Origin of the sequence: Streptomyces cyaneochromogenes (genome assembly GCF_003963535.1) — a bacterium.
GTDB lineage: Bacteria > Actinomycetota > Actinomycetes > Streptomycetales > Streptomycetaceae > Streptomyces > Streptomyces shaanxiensis.
The window spans coordinates 1,331,097-1,349,190 of the sequence record NZ_CP034539.1 but is presented as its reverse complement, the minus strand read 5'-3'; the positions used below and the strand labels follow the sequence as shown (position 1 = coordinate 1,349,190).

The 18,094-nt window shown below is 72.8% G+C and carries 17 protein-coding genes; 14 read left to right on the top strand and 3 right to left on the bottom strand.

Annotated elements, in window-relative coordinates:
- The first annotated feature begins 10 nt into the window (after nucleotides 1–10).
- The 14 genes from EJ357_RS05795 (at nucleotide 11) to EJ357_RS05730 (ending at nucleotide 15,014) form a co-directional block, all read left to right on the top strand.
- The gene (locus EJ357_RS05795) at nucleotides 11–748 is read left to right on the top strand and encodes a DUF1775 domain-containing protein (RefSeq protein ID WP_126389261.1); all 738 of its coding nucleotides are present in this window, start codon (nucleotides 11–13) and stop codon (nucleotides 746–748) included.
- A 96-nt stretch (nucleotides 749–844) separates the two neighbouring features.
- Complete coding sequence (locus tag EJ357_RS05790) at nucleotides 845–1,054, top strand: hypothetical protein (RefSeq protein WP_126389259.1); 210 nt, start codon at nucleotides 845–847, stop codon at nucleotides 1,052–1,054.
- Nucleotides 1,054–3,396: a heavy metal translocating P-type ATPase gene (locus EJ357_RS05785; RefSeq protein WP_228472987.1), complete on the top strand. Its 2,343-nt coding sequence runs from the start codon at nucleotides 1,054–1,056 to the stop codon at nucleotides 3,394–3,396. The genes EJ357_RS05790 and EJ357_RS05785 overlap by 1 nt, the downstream gene beginning before the upstream one ends.
- Entirely contained in the window at nucleotides 3,393–3,956 is a 564-nt protein-coding gene (locus EJ357_RS05780; protein WP_126389257.1) for a copper chaperone PCu(A)C, read from the top strand. The genes EJ357_RS05785 and EJ357_RS05780 overlap by 4 nt, the downstream gene beginning before the upstream one ends.
- Before the next feature lie 184 nt (nucleotides 3,957–4,140).
- Nucleotides 4,141–4,875 carry a hypothetical protein gene (locus tag EJ357_RS05775; RefSeq protein ID WP_126389255.1) on the top strand — a complete coding sequence of 245 codons (735 nt, stop codon included), beginning with the start codon at nucleotides 4,141–4,143 and terminating at the stop codon, nucleotides 4,873–4,875.
- Nucleotides 4,876–5,103: 228 nt separating this feature from the next.
- Complete coding sequence (locus tag EJ357_RS05770; protein WP_407698467.1) at nucleotides 5,104–5,784, top strand: sigma-70 family RNA polymerase sigma factor; 681 nt, start codon at nucleotides 5,104–5,106, stop codon at nucleotides 5,782–5,784.
- Nucleotides 5,785–5,897: 113 nt separating this feature from the next.
- Entirely contained in the window at nucleotides 5,898–6,971 is a 1,074-nt protein-coding gene (locus tag EJ357_RS05765) for an ABC transporter substrate-binding protein (RefSeq protein ID WP_126389253.1), read from the top strand.
- Nucleotides 6,972–6,973: 2 nt separating this feature from the next.
- A complete protein-coding gene (locus tag EJ357_RS05760; RefSeq protein ID WP_228472985.1) occupies nucleotides 6,974–8,071 on the top strand; it encodes a FecCD family ABC transporter permease in 1,098 nt (365 codons plus the stop codon).
- 42 nt (nucleotides 8,072–8,113) lie between these two features.
- Nucleotides 8,114–8,965, top strand: coding sequence for an ABC transporter ATP-binding protein (locus EJ357_RS05755; protein WP_126389251.1), 852 nt, complete (start codon nucleotides 8,114–8,116; stop codon nucleotides 8,963–8,965).
- 28 nt (nucleotides 8,966–8,993) lie between these two features.
- On the top strand, nucleotides 8,994–9,245 hold the full coding sequence (locus EJ357_RS05750; RefSeq protein ID WP_228472984.1) for a hypothetical protein: 252 nt from the start codon (nucleotides 8,994–8,996) through the stop codon (nucleotides 9,243–9,245).
- Nucleotides 9,246–9,398: 153 nt separating this feature from the next.
- On the top strand, nucleotides 9,399–10,751 hold the full coding sequence (locus EJ357_RS05745) for an MFS transporter (protein WP_228472983.1): 1,353 nt from the start codon (nucleotides 9,399–9,401) through the stop codon (nucleotides 10,749–10,751).
- Nucleotides 10,752–10,764: 13 nt separating this feature from the next.
- A complete protein-coding gene (gene asnB / locus EJ357_RS05740; RefSeq protein WP_126389249.1) occupies nucleotides 10,765–12,591 on the top strand; it encodes an asparagine synthase (glutamine-hydrolyzing) in 1,827 nt (608 codons plus the stop codon).
- A 12-nt stretch (nucleotides 12,592–12,603) separates the two neighbouring features.
- Entirely contained in the window at nucleotides 12,604–13,866 is a 1,263-nt protein-coding gene (locus EJ357_RS05735) for a cytochrome P450 family protein (protein ID WP_126389247.1), read from the top strand.
- A 170-nt stretch (nucleotides 13,867–14,036) separates the two neighbouring features.
- Nucleotides 14,037–15,014, top strand: a complete 978-nt coding sequence (locus tag EJ357_RS05730) for an L-tyrosine/L-tryptophan isonitrile synthase family protein (RefSeq protein WP_126389245.1) — start codon at nucleotides 14,037–14,039, stop codon at nucleotides 15,012–15,014.
- Here EJ357_RS05730 and EJ357_RS05725 read toward each other — a convergent pair.
- From EJ357_RS05725 to EJ357_RS05715, 3 genes are read right to left on the bottom strand one after another with little or no spacing between them, the layout of a single operon-like run.
- Nucleotides 14,984–15,988, bottom strand: coding sequence for an ABC transporter substrate-binding protein (locus EJ357_RS05725; RefSeq protein ID WP_126389243.1), 1,005 nt, complete (start codon nucleotides 15,986–15,988; stop codon nucleotides 14,984–14,986). The two genes, EJ357_RS05730 and EJ357_RS05725, sit on opposite strands and share 31 nt — an antisense overlap.
- A complete protein-coding gene (locus EJ357_RS05720) occupies nucleotides 15,973–16,755 on the bottom strand; it encodes an ABC transporter ATP-binding protein (RefSeq protein WP_126389241.1) in 783 nt (260 codons plus the stop codon). Before EJ357_RS05720 ends, EJ357_RS05725 begins: the two co-directional genes overlap by 16 nt.
- A 2-nt stretch (nucleotides 16,756–16,757) precedes the next feature.
- Complete coding sequence (locus EJ357_RS05715) at nucleotides 16,758–17,882, bottom strand: FecCD family ABC transporter permease (RefSeq protein WP_407698466.1); 1,125 nt, start codon at nucleotides 17,880–17,882, stop codon at nucleotides 16,758–16,760.
- Nucleotides 17,883–18,094 lie beyond the last annotated feature (212 nt).

Here is an 18,094-nt window from a genome sequence, read left to right as displayed (position 1 = left end):
GGAGTCACACGTGCCCCGCCCCACCCTGTCCCGCAGCCTGCGCCGCACCGGCGCCCTCACCGCGTTCGCGTTCGCGGCCGCCGTAGCCTTCCCGGGACCCGCCGCGGCGCACGCCGAGGTCGAGGCGGAGGGCGCCCGGGCGCTCGACCAGAACGTCGCGCTGACCTTCACCGCGGAGTCGGAGTCCGCTACCGCCGGGATCAGCAAGCTGGAGGTGATCCTGCCCGAGGGCGTCACCCCGGCCGACATCACCTACAAGGAAGGCCCCAAGGGCTGGAAGCTCGTCCCCACCGAGCGCGGCTACACCGTGTCCGGGTCGAAGCTCGCGGTCGGGGAGGACGCCGAGTACGTCGTCACCGTACGGCAGTTGCCCGACACCAGGACGCTCGTCTTCAAGACCCTGCAGACGTACAGCGACGGCCAGGTGGACCGCTGGATCGAACTGGACGAGGAGAGCGCCGGCGACGGCCACGGGCACGGCCACCCCGCGCCGCAGCTCGAACTGAAGGCCGCCGCCCCCGGCGCGAAGGCCGTGAGCCCCACGCCCACCGAGGAACCGACGACGGCGGCGCCCTCGACCAGCGCGCCGTCGACTCCCTCGGCGCAGGCCTCGCAGGTCGCGGCGGACACCACGGACGGCGACGACGACGGCATGCCGGTGGCCTTGCCGATCGGCATCGGCGCGGCCGTCGTCGTGCTCGGTGCCGGGGTCTGGTGGTTCAGGAGCCGTCGCGGCGCGGCTTCGTAGGACGACGGCCGGGATCTCCCGCCGAGGGGAGGGGCCGGGAACTCCGCGCCCCTCGCGCCCGACTCCTGAAGCGGTACGTGCGTCAGGAGGCCGTCGATGAAACAACCCCCACTTGTGCCGCCCGCCCTCTGCGGGTTTCTGCTGCTGCTCGCCCTCGTCTTCACGGTGTCGTACGTCGTCGGGACCGCCGCCGGTCCCGTCGCGCCCGGCATGCACCGCTCCGGAACGAGCGGTGACGGGGGCGGGGGCGGCATGAACACCGGGGACATGGGGGACATGGACATGCGGCACGGGAGCGGCGGCTGATGGCCATCGAACCGTCACTCCCGTTGACCACCACGGACCTGACCGTGGGCGGAATGACCTGTGCGGCCTGCGTGCGGCGAGTGGAGAAGAAGCTCGCCAAGCTGGAGGGCGTCACCGCGACGGTCAATCTGGCCACCGGCCGCGCCCGGGTGAGCCATCCGCCGGACGTCCGCCCCGAGGAACTGGTGGCGACGGTCGAACAGGCCGGATACACGGCCGCGTTGCCGGAGCCGCCGAAGAAGCGGGAGCCTGCGGGCGGACAGGAGTCCGAGGACCTCCGGCAGGAGTCCGACGATGTCCGACAGGAGCGCGCCCGGCTGCTGGTCACCGCGCTGCTCGCGGTGCCGGTGCTCGTGCTGTCGATGGTGCCCGCCTGGCAGTTCCGCAACTGGCAGTGGCTGTGCTTCGTACTGGCCGCGCCGGTCGCCGTGTGGAGTGCCTGGCCGTTCCATGTGCGGGCGCTGCGCGGGCTGCGGCACTCGACGGCGACCATGGACACGCTGGTCTCCCTGGGAGTCGTGGCGTCCTTCGCCTGGTCGGCCTACGCCCTGTTCCTGGGCGGCGCGGGCGCGCCCGGGATGCGGATGCCGTTCAGCCTGCTGACGTCGGCCTCGGACGGCGTGGCGCACCTGTACCTCGAAGCGGCGGTCGGCGTCCCGCTGTTCGTGCTGGCCGGCCGCTTCCTGGAGGCACGGGCCCGGCACGGCACCGGCGCGGCACTGCGCTCACTGGCCCACCTGGCCACCAAGGAAGTGTCGGTGCGCGACGAGCACGGCATCGAACGCCTGGTCCCGATCGAGGAGTTGGCGACCGGGCAGGTCTTCGTCGTACGGCCCGGCGAGCGGGTGGCCACCGACGGAACAGTGGTGGAGGGCAACTCCGCCGTGGACCTGTCGCTCGTCACCGGCGAGAGCGAACCCGTCGAGGTCGGGCCGGGTTCGGCCGTCGTGGGCGGTGCCGTCAACGCGGGTGGGCTGCTGCTCGTCCGGGCCACGGCCGTGGGCGCCGACACCCAACTAGCGTGCATCACAAGGCTGGTGACGGAGGCTCAGGCCGGGAAGGCGCGGGCGCAGCGGCTGGCCGATGCCGTGGCCGGGGTGTTCGTGCCCGTGGTGCTGGCGCTGGCCGTCACCGTGCTCGGGTTCTGGCTCGGGGCCGGGGCGGATCCGCAGGCGGCGATCACCGCGTGCGTGGCCGTCCTGGTCGTGGCCTGCCCCTGTGCGCTGGGCCTGGCGACCCCGACCGCGCTGATGGCCGCCACCGGACGCGGTGCCCAGCTCGGCGTCCTGGTCCGGGGCCCGCAGGCCCTGGAGGGGCTCCAGCACATCGACACCGTAGTCCTCGACAAGACCGGCACCCTCACCTCCGGGCACATGAGCGTCGCCCGCGTCACGGCCGTGCCCGGCGGGCTCGGCAAGGAGGCCGTGCTGCGGCTTGCCGGGGCGGTGGAGCAGGGCTCCGAACATCCGCTGGGCCGCGCGGTCGTCGCGTACGCCCGCAGGACCCTGCAAGGGCCGTTGCCCGAGGTGCGCGACTTCCGCGCGGAGGCGGGCAGGGGCGTGCGCGGCCAGGTCGAGGGAAGGCTGGTCGAAGTCCTCGCGCCGGACGACGAGTTGCCCACGGCACTGGCGGACGCGCTGCCGGTGGCGGAGGCCGCCGCGCACACGCCGGTGCTCGTGCGGGTCGACGGGGCGACGGAGGCGCTGATCGAGATCGGCGACGTCGTACGTCCGGGCAGCTACCGGGCCGTGGACAGGCTGCGGCGCCTCGGCGTGCAACCGGTGCTCGCAACCGGCGACCGCGAGGCACCGGCCAGGGCTGTCGCCTCCGCGCTCGGCATCGAGGAGGTGCACGCGCGCTGCACCCCCGAGGACAAGGCCGACCTCGTACGGGAGCTGAGGGAGCAGGGCCGCCGGGTCGCGGCCGTCGGCGACGGTGTCAACGACGCGGCCGCGCTCGCCGGAGCCGACCTCGGCATCGCCATGGGCACCGGCACGGACGTCGCCATCGGGGCCGCCGACGTGACCCTGGTACGCGGCGACATCGAAGCCCTCGGGGACGCCGTACGGCTCGCCCGGCGCACGCTGGGCACGATCCGCGCCAACCTGCTGTGGGCCTTCGGCTACAACGCGGTGACCGTGCCGCTCGCCATGGTCGGCCTGCTCAACCCGATGGTGGCCGCCGTTGCCATGTCGGTGAGCTCGCTGCTCGTGGTGGGCAACAGCCTGCGGCTGCGGGCGTGGCAGCCGGGGCCTGCCCGGGGTCGTGAGCACGGAGCGGGCCGTGGGCATGGAGCGGGCCGGGACCGGAAGCCCGTGGGTGCTGGAGGCAGTGACCGATGAACATACCCGTGGCCGCGCAGACCTCCGAGCGCACGTCCGGTCATCCGCCCGAGCCCCGCCCCTGGCGCCCGACCCGCCGCCGCATCTCCGACGGCCTGCTCGCGGCACTCGCCCCCATCGCCGCGTGCAGTGTCGCCCTGGGCGGCCTGACCACCTGGGTGAACTCGGGGGCGGCGGGCAGCCCGCCGCGGATCGCGGTCACCGAGGGGCGGGTCTTTCTGCCGTACGGGGACGTCCGTGAATCCGCCGCGTTCTTCCGGATCACCAACACCGGGGGCGCGGACGACCGGCTCGTGAAGGTGACGTCGTCCGCCGTGGGCGGTGAGGGGACGCTCAGCAGGCATCGCATGACCAGCGGCCGTATGGCGTACGCGGAGACGGTCGACTCGGCTCCGGTCCCCGCCGGCGGCGGCCTCGCCATGTCCCCGTTCGGGCTGGACGTGACGCTGCGGGCGAAGCCGGGGTGGCGGGAGGGGGACCTCGTCCCGTTCACGCTGCACTTCGAGCACGGCGGGCGGGTCGAGGTGTCGGCGGTGGTGGTCCGCCCCGGCGATGGCTGAGGACTCGTAAGGCGGCCCCGCACCCTTGGTCGACCCCTCACCTCTACCAGTCGGTCTGCGTGCGTGCCCGGTTCCCTCGTGGCCGTGTGTCCTGTATCACTCTTCTGGGCTTGAGTGCGGGGTGGGGGTGTTGTGCGTACCCACCCGTGACGAGCGGGCCCAGGATGCGAGGATGAGGGCCGTCATGACTGCTGGGTGGGGTGTGCGCACGGTACGGGCCGCGATGTTCGCGGCCGTCTGTGTGCTGCTCGCTGCCCTCGGCCACATCCTGATGTCGGGCGCCGCGGTCCCGTGGTGGACGCTGGCGGCCGGTGCCCTCCTCACGGGCGGCGCGGGCTGGTGCCTGGCCGGCCGGGAGCGCGGGCTTGCGCTGGTCGTGTCCGTCGTGGTCGTCGCCCAGGGCGGACTGCACGCCGCGTTCGAGTACGCGCAGTCCCTGGCCCCTGGGGGTATGGCCGCCGGGCACGACATGGGCTCCACGTCCGCGCACATGGGCCCCAACACCATGGGCTCGACGCACATGGGCTCCATGGACATGGGCAACACGGGCATGAGCGACATGTCCGCAGACCACATGTCCTCAAGCCACATGTCTGCGGGCCACATGTCCGTAGGCCCCATGGACATGGGCCACGACATGGCCGGCATGTCCTCCTTCGGCATGCTCGCCGCCCACACGCTTGCCGCGCTGCTGTGCGGCCTGTGGCTGGGCCATGGTGAGCGTGCGGCGTTCCGCATCCTGCGGGCCGTCGCCGGATGGCTGGCCGCGCCGCTGCGGCTGTCGCTCACCCTGCCTGCGCCGCCGTACCGCCCGCGTCTGCGTCCGCCGCGCGCTCGTTCCGACCGGGCGCCGCGGCTGCTGCCGCTCGTCCACACGATCACCTCTCGGGGGCCTCCCACGGGGATCGCTGTCGTCTGAGACAGCCGGTTCCCCGAGGCCGTACGGACACGGCTGTCGCGTCGTCGACGCCGACCGTGCCTCGGGCCTCGGCCGTACCTGCCGTACGGCCGTTTCCCGCAACCCCGGACTCCTCCGGTACGGCGTGCCCGTACCTCTCACGTGCCTTGGTGCCCGGCGGTGACGCCTTCGTGCCCGCCGCTGTGCCCTTCGCCGTACCGGAGCCCGGACTACTCGAGAAGGACTCAGGTGATCACTCCTGCCCTGCCCTCCTCGCGCGCCGTACGCGTGAGGCACACGAAGGCGGACAACACCTCCCACCCGACCACCCCCTCCAGAACGGCCTCGTGCGACGAGTCCACGACCGCCTGGGCACTCGCCGCCCGCGGCGGCGACCCGGACGCGACCGACCGTTTCGTTCGGTCGCTGCACCGCGACGTCGTGCGCTATGTGGCCCATCTGTCCGCCGATCCGCAGGCCGCCGACGACCTCGCGCAGGACACGTTCCTGCGGGCGCTCGGCAGCCTGCACCGGTTCGAGGGCCGTTCGTCGGCGCGCGCGTGGCTGCTGTCCATCGCGCGCCGCGCGGTGATCGACAGCCACCGCTACGCGGCCGCCCGGCCCCGGCTGTCCGACACCGACGACTGGACGGTACTGGCGGAACGTGCCCAGCCGACCGGACTGCCCGGCTTCGACGACGGCATCGCCCTGCTCGACCTGCTGGACGCGCTGCCCGACGAGCGGCGCGAGGCGTTCGTCCTGACCCAGCTGGCGGGCCTGCCCTACGCGGAGGCGGCCGAGGTGAGCGACTGCCCCGTCGGGACGGTCCGTTCGCGCGTGGCCCGCGCCCGGGCGACCCTCGTCGAACTGCTGGCCGAGGCCGAGGCGGACCCGGTGACCGTGGCCGAACCGGTAGCCGTGGCCGCCTGACCGGGAACCCGGTGTCGGTTCCCCCTGCCGGGAACTGACGCCGGGTTCGCCCCGACTACTGGTTCGGGCGGCGGAGATCCGCCCCGTGCATCCAGTGAATTCGGGGAGTTTTGATGCGTTCTCGTGTGGGGCGGGCTACGACGGCCGCGGTGCTCGGCGGCCTGCTGGCGGCGGGCTGCGGCAGCGGGGGCGGGGACCAGACGGACCCCGCCGCCGGCAAGGGCGGCAAGGGCGACTCCGCGGGGTACCCGGTCACCGTCACCGACTGCGCGGGCGCCAGGACCACCTTCACCTACGCCCCGAAGAACATCGTCACCAGCAACGCCGCCGGTCTGGAACTGCTGCTCCGGCTGGGCGCCGGGGACAAGGTGATCGGCACCGGCTTCCCGCCCGGCAAGGGCACGCTGCCCGGCGAACTCGACGCGCAGGCACAGCGGGTGAAGGTGCTCAGCGACACCGTCATCCCCAAGGAGAAGCTGCTCGGCTCCGGCGCCGACCTCTACATCGACACCTTCGCCTCGATGAACATGGGCGGCGGAATGGGGGACGCCCCGACCGAGGAGGAGTTCGAGGCGGCCGGCATCAAGCACACCTTCCTGAAGTCGACGGCCTGCGCCGCGACGAGCAAGGGCCCGGTCACCGACCTCGCGGCCGTCGAGGCCGACATCACCTCGCTCGGCGCGGTCACGGGGACGAGCGCCAAGGCGAAGGAACTCGTCGACGGGATGAAGAAGAAGGTCGACGCCGTCCGGAAGGCGGTGGGCGCGACGCCGGAGGACGAGCGGCCCACGTACTTCTTCTTCGACTACGACGCCGGCACCAAGCAGCCCATGGCCGTCTGCAACCGCCAGGTCGCCAACGCGGTCATCACCCTCGCCGGGGCCCGCAACGTCTTCGCCGACTGTGACGGCGACTTCAAGCAGGTCGGCTGGGAGGACGTGATCGCCACGAACCCGGACTGGATCCAGCTCGGTGTGCGTGACCGGGGCAGCGCGGCCGCGAACGAGAAGGCGTTCGACGAGGCGCAGCGGTGGCTGGAGTCGAACCTCGCCACCAAGGGCCTGAAGGCCGCGGAGGAGGGCCGCTTCCTGCGCATCGGCTCCGAACGGACCACCATCGCCGGTGTCACCAACGCCGACACGGTCGAGGAGATCGCGAAGACCCTGTACCCCGGCAAGGTCGGCTGACCATGATCGGCACCCTGGCAGGCCGGAAGGAGACGCGGGGCCGGTCGGACCGGCAGGACCGGCAGGAGCGCACCCGCTCCGTGCCCGCCGGACCGCTGGCACTGGCCCTCGCCCTGGCGCTGCTCGCCGCCCTCACCGCGGCGGTGTCCTGGGGCTCGACGTCCATCCCGGCCGGTGAGGTGTGGAGCGTGGTCGGGCGCCGCCTGTCCGGCGAGGCCGCGCGCCCCGGCACCGACGACCTGATCGTCTGGCAACTGCGCGTCCCGCGTGCCCTGTTGGCGGCCCTCGTCGGCGCCGGGCTCGGACTCGTCGGTACGGCGGTGCAGGCACTGGTGCGCAATCCCCTGGCCGACCCCTACCTCCTGGGCATCTCCAACGGTGCCTCCCTGGGCGCGGTCGCCGCGATCGTCCTCGGTCTCGGCGCCGGCGGGTCCCTGGGGCTCGGGCGGTCCGGGGCGGCCTTCGTCGGAGCACTGGCGACCTTCGCGCTGGTGTGGGCCGTGGCCCGGCGGGGCGGCGGATTCGCGCCGCTGCGGCTGGTGCTGGCCGGGGTGGCGATCGGGCAGTTCCTGTCCGGGTTCACCAGCTACCTGGTGTTGCGGGCCGGGGACGAGCAGCAGACCCACAGCGTGCTGTTCTGGCTCATGGGCAGCCTCAGCGGGGCGAACTGGGAACTGCTGGCCGTCCCCGCGGTCGCCGTACCGGCCGGGTGGCTGTGCCTCCAGGCGCGCGCCCGGGGACTGAACGCCCTGCTGATGGGCGACGAGACCGCGGCCGGGCTCGGTGTCGACGTCACCCGGCTGCGACGGGAGCTGTTCACGGTGACCAGCGTGCTGACGGGCGTCCTGGTCGCCGTCTCGGGGGCGATCGCCTTCGTCGCGCTGATGGTGCCGCACGTCTGCCGACTGGTCGTCGGCGGCGACCACCGGCGTCTGCTGCCGGTCTCCGCGCTGTTCGGGGCGCTGCTGATGGTGGTCGTCGACATCGTCTGCCGTACGGCGATGGACACCCAGGAGTTGCCGGTCGGCGTGGTCACCTCGCTCATCGGGGCTCCGGCACTGCTGTATCTGCTCGACCGGCGTCTGGGGAGCGGAAGTTGAGGATCTGGGAGAGCGGACGTTGAGGATCTGGGGGAGCGGGCGTTGAGGATCGACATCGAAGACCTGCACGTCGCGTACGCCGGCCGTACGGTCGTCGCCGGCGCCCATCTGATCGCGGCCGAAGGGGAGATCACCGGCCTCGTCGGTCCGAACGGCAGCGGCAAGTCCACCCTCCTGCGCACCGTGTACCGGCACTTGAAGCCGACCGCCGGACGGGTGCTGCTCGACGGGGCCGACATCGGGGACATTCCCCCGGCCCGGTCGGCCCGCCATGTCGCCGCCCTCCCACAGGAGCGTGGCGGCGACTTCGAGCTGACCGTCCGCGAGGTCGTCGCCATGGGCCGTACGCCCTACAAGCGGGCCTTCGCCGGGGAGGACGCCACCGACCGGGACGTCGTCGCCCGCGCCCTCGCGGACGTCGGCATGGCAGGGCACACCGCGCGCCGCTTCACGGAACTGTCCGGCGGCGAACGCCAACGCGTACTGCTGGCCCGCGCCTTCGCCCAGCAGCCGGACGTCCTGGTCCTGGACGAACCCACCAACCACCTCGACATCCGCCACCAGGTCGAACTGCTCGCCCTGCTCCGGACCCGGCGCCGCACGACCCTGGTGTCGCTGCACGACCTCAACGCCGCCGCCTCCGTCTGCGACCGGCTGCACGTCCTGCACGGCGGCCGGGTGGTCGCCTCGGGCCCACCCCGTGAGGTGCTCCAACCCGCCCTGCTGGCCGCGGTGTTCGGTGTGCGGGCGGCCGTGGCTGAGCATCCGCTGACCGGCGACCCGCTGATCGCCTTCGATCATCGGTCTCCGGTGGACGGGCCGGACGGCGCGGGTATCCCCATGTCGGCCCCGAGCGGCGTCTCGGGTGCTGGTCCCGGGCGGTCACACCGGTGAGCGCCCACGATCGCGAAGGTTGTGAACTATGAGCGAAATCCAAGGCATGGGCGGCACGGACGGCGTGGACGGTATGAACGGCCTGGACCCGGTGGCGACTTTCTGCGGCAACTGCGACTGCGGCTGTCCGCAACTCTTCGTCGACCCCGCGGCCCCGGCCGAGCGCCGCGTCGTCCTCACGGACGACTTCGGGCAACGGGTGCAGATGAGCGCGGACCAGTTCTCCTCGCTGGTGGCGGAGGCCAAGTCCGGGAAGCTGGACGGCATCGTGTCGGCCTGACCGCTGTAGAAGGGCCGTAGAGGGCCGTACGCAGGCCCATTCCGCGTTTCATCATATTTCCGGCCATGTTCGGGAACTCGACCCCCTGTGCCCCCGACCTCTGGAACGAGGCTGCCGACCGGCAGCCGGTCGTGAGGGGGAGGGGGCGCGAGGGTGACGGACCGCTGGGTTCTCGTGGCCGTGGCGGGCCTGCTGTCGTTCGTGGCGATGCTCGACATGAACATCGTCAACGTGGCGCTGGCCGACATCGCCGAGGGCCTGCACGTCTCGGCCGCGACGGCACAGTGGGCGGCGTTGGGGTACCAACTCCCGGTCGTCGCCCTGCTGTTGCCGGTCGGGCGCTGGCTGGACGGCACGGGCACGCGGCACGCGCTGCCGGCGGCCACCGCCGGTTTCGCGCTGTGCAGTGCTCTGGCCGCCCTCTCTCCCTGGGCCGCCTGGCTGATCGCGGCCCGAGTAGGGCAGGGCGCGTGCGCGGCGGTGCTGTTCGTGCTGATGCCGGTGCTGGTGATCCGCGCCGTACGGCCCGAAGCGCGCGGCCGGGCGATGAGCGTCCCGGCGACGCTCGGCCCGCTGGGCGCGGTGACCGGCCCGGCGGTGGGCGGGCTGCTGCTCGACCAGCTGGGCTGGCGCTGGGTGTTCCTGGTGAAGATCCCGTTCTGCCTGCTGGCGTTGGCCGTGGCGTGGCGGGCGATGCCCAGGGACGGCGCGCTGCGCGGACCCGGCAGGCGGGCACTGGGTGACGCGCTCGCGGTGGCCGCCGGCCTGTCCGCGCTGCTGCTCGCCCTGACCTTCGGTTCCGGGGAACCGACGTGGCTGCTGCTCGCAGCCGGTGCCGTACCGCCGTTGTGGTGGTGGCTGCGCGGGTCGGGCGGCCGTCCGGTGACCGGAGTCCTGCGGGCAGCGAGGCTTTTTCGCGCGCATGGTGCGGTGCTGGCGCTCGCGTCCGGCTTCGCCGCCATGCACTACGTCGTAGCCCTTCACTTCCAGCGGGACGACGGCGTCAGCGCCACCGCGACCGGGCTGACCGTGCTCGCCTTCCCGCTGGGCATGGGGCTGGCCGGGCCCTTCGGCGGTCGGCTCGCCGACCGGTACGGGTTCCGGCGGGTCGCGGTCACCGGCGCGGTCCTCACCGCGGCCGGCCTCCTCCTGCTGGTCCCGCTGGGTGACGCCTGGTCCCCGCCCGACGTGGCCTGGCGGCTGGCGCTGGCCGGCGTCGGCATGGGCCTCAACGGAGGCCCGACGCAGGCCCTGCTCATGGGCGCCGCCCCACCGGGTCGCACCGCGACGGTCGGCTCGACGGTGCAGGTCGCCCGCAGCCTCGGCTTCACCCTCGGCCCCGCCCTGGCCACCGCCGTGTGGGCCCTGGCCGGGCCCGGCGACGGAGCGCGAGCGGGGCTGGCTCTGGCCGCCGCGTCGGCCTGTCTCGCCGTACCTCTGCTCGCGCTGCCCGGCCGACGGGCCGCCGCCGTGCCCGAGCGGACCACCGACACCGTCTCGACCTGACCCAGGAGTCCCCATGTGCGGAATCACCGGCTGGGCGTCCTTCCACCACGACGCCCGCATCCAGGCCCCGGTCATCGAGGCCATGACCGCGACCCTCGCCCCGCGTGGCCCCGACGCGGACGGCGTGTGGCTCGGCGAGCGGGCGGCGATCGGGCACCGCCGCCTGGCCGTCATCGACCTCGCGGGCGGCGCCCAGCCGATGACCGACCGGCCCGACGCGCCGACCCTGGTCCTGAGCTACAGCGGCGAGGTCTACAACCACCACGAACTGCGAGCCGAACTCCGCGGTCGCGGGCATGTGTTCCGTACCCGTAGCGACACCGAGGTCGTCCTGCGGGCCTACGCCGAGTGGGGTGAGGCGGTCGCCGACCATCTGGAGGGCATGTTCGCGTTCGCCGTCTGGGACGAGCGTGCGGAGCGGCTGCTGCTGGTGCGCGACCGGCTCGGCGTCAAACCGCTGTTCTGGGCGGCCGTCGACGGAGGCCTCGCCTTCGCCTCCGAGCCCAAGGCGCTCTTCCGGCACCCGGAGATACGGCCCCGGGTGGACGCGGACGGGCTGCGGGAGGCGTACAGCCTGCTGTTCAACACCGGGCCGACAGTGTGGTCCGGCGTACGCGAGGTCGAGCCGGGCGGTCTGCTCGTCCTGGACCGGGGCGGCATCCGCGAGCGCCGCTACTGGCAGTTGGAGGCCGGTGTCCACGAGGACGACCGGGACGCCACCGTGGACCGGATCGGGACCCTGGTCGGTCGGGCCGCCCGCGGCCAGTTGGAGGCCGACGTCCCGCTGTGCAGCCTGCTGTCCGGTGGCATCGACTCCACGGTCCTGACCGCCCTGCTCGCCGACGAACTCCGCCTGCGCGAGGGCCCGGACGCCCGCATCCGCTCCTACGCCGTCGACTACAGCGACCAGGCCGAGCAGTTCACCGGCGACATCCTGCGCACCGGGCACGACACCCCGTACGCCACAGAGGCGGGCGCCTTCATCGGCACCGACCACAGCACGGTCGTACTCGACCCGCGTGCCCTGCTCGACCCCGAGCATCGCAGGGCCGTCGTCGCCGCCCGCGACTCGCCGATCGGGGTCGGTGACATGGACACCTCGCTGTATCTGCTGTTCGGGGAGATACGGCGGCATTCCACCGTCGCCCTGTCCGGCGAGGCGGCCGACGAGGTCTTCGGCGGCTACCCCTGGTTCCACAACCCCAAGGCGCTGGCCGCCGACACCTTCCCCTGGCTGCTGGTCACCGGCGACGAGGCCGCCATGCCGCTCAACCCCGAACTCGACCTGCGCATCGGCGAGTTCCGCGACGACACCTACCGCAGCGCCCTGGCCGCCGTACCCCACCTCGACGGCGAGACCCCCACCGAGCACCGGCAGCGCGAGATGCAGCACCTGTCCCTGACCCGCTGGCTGCGCCAACTCCTGCACCGCAAGGACCGGTTGAGCATGGCCCAGGGCCTTGAGGTGCGCGTCCCCTACTGCGATCACCGGCTCGTCCAGTACGCCTTCGACGCGCCCTGGGCGCTGAAGAGCTTCGACGGCCGCGAGAAGAGCCTGCTGCGCGCCGCCGGAACCGGGCTGGCTCCCGCATCGGTCCTGCACCGGCCCAAGAACCACTACCCGGCCACCCACCACCCCGACTACAACCGCGGCCTGCAGGACATGGCCCGCGACGCGCTGTCCGTCGAGCAGGTCCGGGCGCTGGCCGACGAGACCCGCGTCAAGCCCTGCCTCGACACCCCGCCCGAGCGACTGGAGTGGGGCCACCGCCTGCGCCTCGAACGCGTCGTCGACCTCGCCCTGTGGCTGGACCACCACAAGCCAGAAATCGCCCTCTGAGGAGCCCCGTTCATGACTGTCCAGGAACCCGAGACGACGGCGGCCGAAGCCACCCTGCCGGAACCGGTCCCGCTGATGGGCTGCCCGTACAAGAGCAACCCCTACCCCCTGTACGAGCGGATGCGCGAGGCCGGCCCGGTCCATCCCGTCCTCTTCCCCAGCGGAGTCCGGGCGTGGCTCGTCACCGGCTACGACTCCGCCCACGCCGCCCTCAACGACGACCGCCTCGGCAAGAACCACGACCGGGGCAACGACCGCTGGCGCGCCCGCGCCTCGATCATGCCCGAGCCGCAGCACTCCCGGCTCCAGGTCCATCTCCTCCACCAGGACCCGCCGACCCACACCGACATGCGGCGCTTCGTGACGGACGCCTTCACCCCGCGTCGCGTCGAACAACTGCGGCCCCGCTTCCAGGAGTTGGCCGACTCGCTGGTCGACGCCCTTCCGGCGGCCGGACCCGCCGACCTGGTCAGCGGCTTCGCCGCCCGCTTTCCCTGCCAGGTCCTCGCCGAAGTCATCGGCCTGCCCGGTGAGTTGGCGGCGCGCTTCGACCGCGACTGGGGCAAGGTCGTACAGCCGGTCGGGCCGACGGATCCCGGCAGGCCGCTGTACGAAGCCCGGCTGCACGGTCTGGAGAGCTACATCGCCGAGGTCGTCGCCCACAAACGCGAGCACGGGGACGACGATCTGCTGAGCCGCCTCGTCGCGGCCCGTGACCGGGGCGAGCTGTCCCGGGCGGAAGTGGACTCGATGATCTTCCAGCTGCTGGTGGCGGGCCAGGAACCGGTCACGAACCAGATCACGACCGCCCTGATCGCCCTCTTCCGCCACCCCGACCAGCTCGCCCGCCTGCGCGACGACCCCGGCCTGCTGCCCCGCGCGGTCGAGGAACTCCTGCGCTACGACAGCGCCTTCGAGCTGACCACCTGGCGCTTCTTCGACCAGGACAGCGACCTGCACGGCACCGAGGTCCCGGCCGGCGACTCCGTGATCGTCTCCCTCTGCGCCGCCAATCGGGACCCGCGCCGCTTCTCCGATCCCGACACCCTCGACCTCGACCGCAGCCCCAACCCCCACCTCGCCTTCGGTCACGGCATCCACTTCTGCCCCGGCGCCGCCCTCGCCCGCGCCGAACTCCAGATCGCCTTGGGCACCCTGCTCACGCGCCTGCCCGGCCTGCACCTCGCCATCCGGGACGAGGACATCGAGTGGATCCCGGCAGTCCTCGGCCGCGGCACGAACCACCTGCCCGTCGGCTACGACCGAGTGTTGTGAGACCGACGGCTGCGCGACCGATGGCTGCGAGACCGACGAGCGGCTGATCCACCGCCCGAGCGGCCGATCTCCCGCCTGACCGTGACCGGCTGATCCCACCGGCCCGGCCGACAGCGCCTTGCCCGCCAAGGCGCCATGCCGGCCTGCCCGCACACCCCTGGAGGAAAGACATGCTCCTGACGACGGCACCGGACACCCCGCCCCTGCCCACCACCGCCGCCGCGCAGATCCTGAACCTGCTCCTGCCGCACCACCGCACGACCGACCGGGCCCGGGCCGCGGCGGAGGCGTTCCCCCGGCAACTGCGCCCGATCACCGACTTCGTCCGCGAAGGCGCCCCCATCGTCTTCACCCTGCCCGGCTTCCCCTGCAAGTCGCCCAACCCGGCCAAGACCCTGGGCCACCTCCCCGACATGGGCGAACGCCTCTCCCTTGCCTTCCTGGACACTCTGTGCACGGAAATCGCACGGATCCATCCGCCCGGCGCCCGCGTCGTCATCTGCTCCGACGGCCATGTCTTCGGCGACCTGATCCGCGTCCCCGACGCCCACATAGACGCCTACGCCGACGAACTGCGCGCGCTCATACGGGAATCGGGCCTGCACCGCCTCTCCGTCTTCGACCTGCGCGACGTCCTCGGCGACCTCCCCCACGACGCCAAACGCGCCCACGTCCACGACCGCTACGCCCCCACCCTGGACGCCCTGCGCGCCGAGGTCCGCACCGACGCCCCCACCCTCGCGCTGTACCGGGGCATCACCCGTTTCCTCGTCGAGGACACCGCCGACTTCCACGGCACCCGCTCGGCGCTCCAACGCGAGTGCCGCAGACGGGCGTACGGCGTCATCCAGCGCAGCCGAGCCTGGGGCGCCCTCATCGCCGACCACCACCCGCGTGCCGTACGCCTGTCGATCCACCCGCAGCCGGCCGGCGCCGCCAAGTTCGGCATCCGGCTCCTCGACGCCCCCGACGCCTGGACCACCCCCTGGCACTCCGCCGCCCTGCGCGAGCCCGACGGCACCTGGACCCTCATGCCGCGCGCCACGGCGCAGCAGCTCGGCCGCCTCGTCCATCGCGACGGCAGGCCGAGCCACTTCGAGCGGTCGGATGCAGGCGGTCAGCGCTCGGCGGCCACCGCCCGAAGATAGCCGCCCAGGCGGGCGATCGCCGACGGGTTGCGGGGGCTCTCGACCAGGTCGACGTAGTCGAGGACGAAGATCCGCTTGTGCTTGACGGCGGAGACGTTCCGCAGGGGCGCGTAGGAGAGCAGGAACTTCTTCTTCTCCTCGGCGCTCACATCGCCGTAGTCGCAGATCACGATGACCTCCGGGTCCCGCTCCACGACGCTCTCCCAGCCGGCGGTGGTCCAGGAGTCCTCGACGTCGTGCATGACGTTGACGCCGCCTGCCTCGCTGATGATCTGCTCGGGGGCGGCGTAACGGCCGGAGGTGAACGGCTGGTCCTGGCCGCTGTCGTACAGGAACACCTTGGGCCGGTCGGCACCCGTGGGGGCCTTCGCCTTCACCTGCGCGACCTGCTTCTTGAAGTCGGCGATCAGCGTGGCGGCCCGCTGCTCCACGCCGAACAGCTTCCCGAGGTTGGTGAGGTCGGCGTACAGGGCGTCCAGCGGCGGCATGATGCCGCGCGAGGTCTCCGTACGGCCGTTGCGGCAGGACTCGGTGAGGACGTACGAGGGGATGCCGAGCTTGTTCAGGGCGTCGGGGGTGAAACCGCCGTCCTCGCGGAAGCCGTAGTTCCAGCCCGCGAAGACGAGGTCGGCGCGGGCGTCGAGGACGTTCTCCTTGGTGAGCTGGTCCTTGGAGAGCCACTTGACCTTGTCGTAGCCGTCCTTCCAGGGGACGTCGGTCAGGTCGCCCTTGTCGTCCGGCATGGCGAACCCGGCCATGCGGTCCTCCAGTCCGAGGGCGAACATCAGCTCGGTGATGCCGACGTCGTTGGTGACCACGCGCTCGGGGACCTGGTCGTAGGTGACCTTGCGCCCGCAGTTGGTGAGCGCGACCGTGGCCGATTTGGCGTCCGTCGACTTCTCCACCGTGGCGCCGCAGCCGGTCGCGGTGACCGTCGCGGCGAGGCAGAGGGCGGTGGCTAGGAGCTTGCGCATGTGGGTCCTTGGGGGAGGAGGTCGAACAGGAGCTGGACCGCGCCGGTCTCCGGGTGCCGTACCGGATGGGCACGGACCCCGAACACCTCGGCGAGCAGGTCGGGTCTCAGGACGTCGAGCGGCGTGCCCGACGCGACGACACGGCCGTCGGCGATGACGTACAGGACGTCGCAGTGGGCGGCGGCCAGGTTGAGGTCGTGCAGGGCGGCCAGCACGGTCAGGCCGCTGGTGCGCACCAGGGACAGCACGTCCAACTGGTGGGCGATGTCGAGGTGGTTGGTGGGTTCGTCCAGGACGAGCACCCGCGGTTGCTGGGCGAGCGCGCGGGCGATGAGCACGCGCTGCTTCTCGCCGCCGGACAGGGCGAGGAACCCGCGGTCGGCGAGGTGGGCGACGCCGGTGCGGTCCATGGCCGCGACGCAGATCTCCCGGTCGGAGGCGGCCGTACGGTCCCGGTGCGGCAGCCGCCCCATGGCCACGACCTCGGCGACGGTGAAGTCGAACTCGGCCGACGACTCCTGCGGCAGCGCGGCCAGCACCCGGGCGGCGGCGCGGGGCGGCATGGCGTGCGCGTCGTCCCCGTCCAGCCGCACCACGCCCGCGGCCGGACGCAGCGCCCGGTACACACAGCGCAGCAGCGTGGACTTGCCGCTGCCGTTCGGGCCGACGAGCCCGACGAACGTACCGCTGTCCACGGCGAGCCGGATGTCGTCGACCAGCCGCGCCCCGGCGGCCTCGACCGTGACGCCCTCGATGTCGAGCCGCATGCTCACCGCCCCCCGAACGCGTAGCCGCCGCGCCGCATCAGCAGCAGGAACGCGGGCACCCCGACGACCGCCGTGATCACCCCGACCGGCAGCTCGGCGGGGGCGACGAGGAGCCGCGACAGCAGGTCGGCCCACACCAGCAGCACCGCCCCGGCGAGCGGCGCCACGGTCAGCACCCGCCGGTGATCGGCGCCGACCAGCATCCGTACGACATGCGGCACCATCAGCCCGACGAACCCGATGGCCCCGCTGACCGCCACCACGGTCCCGGTCACGGCGGCGGTGACCAGGAACAACTCCCGCCGCAGCAGCGCCGGTCGGACGCCGAGCGCGGCCGAGGTCTCGTCCCCCATGGCGAGCGCGTTCAACGCCTCCGCCCGCCACCGCAGCCACGCCCAGCCGGCCGCCACCGTCACCGCGGCGAGCGGCACCTGGGCCCAGGTCGCACCGCCCAGGCTCCCCAGCAGCCACATGATCGCGGACCGTGCGGCCTCGCCGCGGGCCGCGCCGAACACCATGACGGTGGTGACGGCCTCGAAGCCGTACGCCAAGGCCGTCCCGGTCAGGATCAGCCGCAGCGGGGTGAGGCCGTGCGGCGAGCGCGCCACGGCGTACACCAGCGCCATCGCCGCGAGCGCCGAGGCGAACGCCGACAGGGACAGCGCCCAGACCCCCAGCCCCGCGAACGCCCCCAGCAGGATCACGGCGTTGGCGCCCACCGCGGCGCCCGAGGAGATGCCCAGCACGAACGGATCGGCCAGCGCGTTGCGCACCATCGCCTGCACGGCCACCCCGACGGCGGCGAGCCCGGCCCCGACGACCGCGCCGAGCACGACGCGTGGCAGCCGGATCTCCCACACGATGGTGTACGCGGCGATGTCCCGGCCGTCGATGGTCCCGCCGGTCAGCCCCGCCCCGAGCAGCCGGAAGACATCTCCCCACCCGATCCCGGCGGCCCCGAGCCCGACGCCGCACACGAGGGAGACGAGCAGCAGCAGCCCCAGTCCCAGGGCGAGCGGCAACACCGCCACGCGGGAGGCACCGGGACTCGGTGCGGATGTCGGTATCCGGGTCGGACTTCGGTGCACGGGAGGGGCGGTCCTTCGCCTGGGGCCGCCTGTGAACATCGAGCAGGGAGACGGCCCGAACGACCGTGCCGGCCGCGCGGTCCCCTCTCGCAGTCCACGGCGAGCAGTCAACGGGTCGCACCAACCACGGGCGATCGGGCTCGCGCGAGGGACGACCAGGTCCCCGCGCACACCGTTGCGGGTCAGCGCCGGACTCTCACCGGACTTCCCCCGCGGGAGGCCCGGGGAGCGTAACAGAGGGAGGTCAGCCC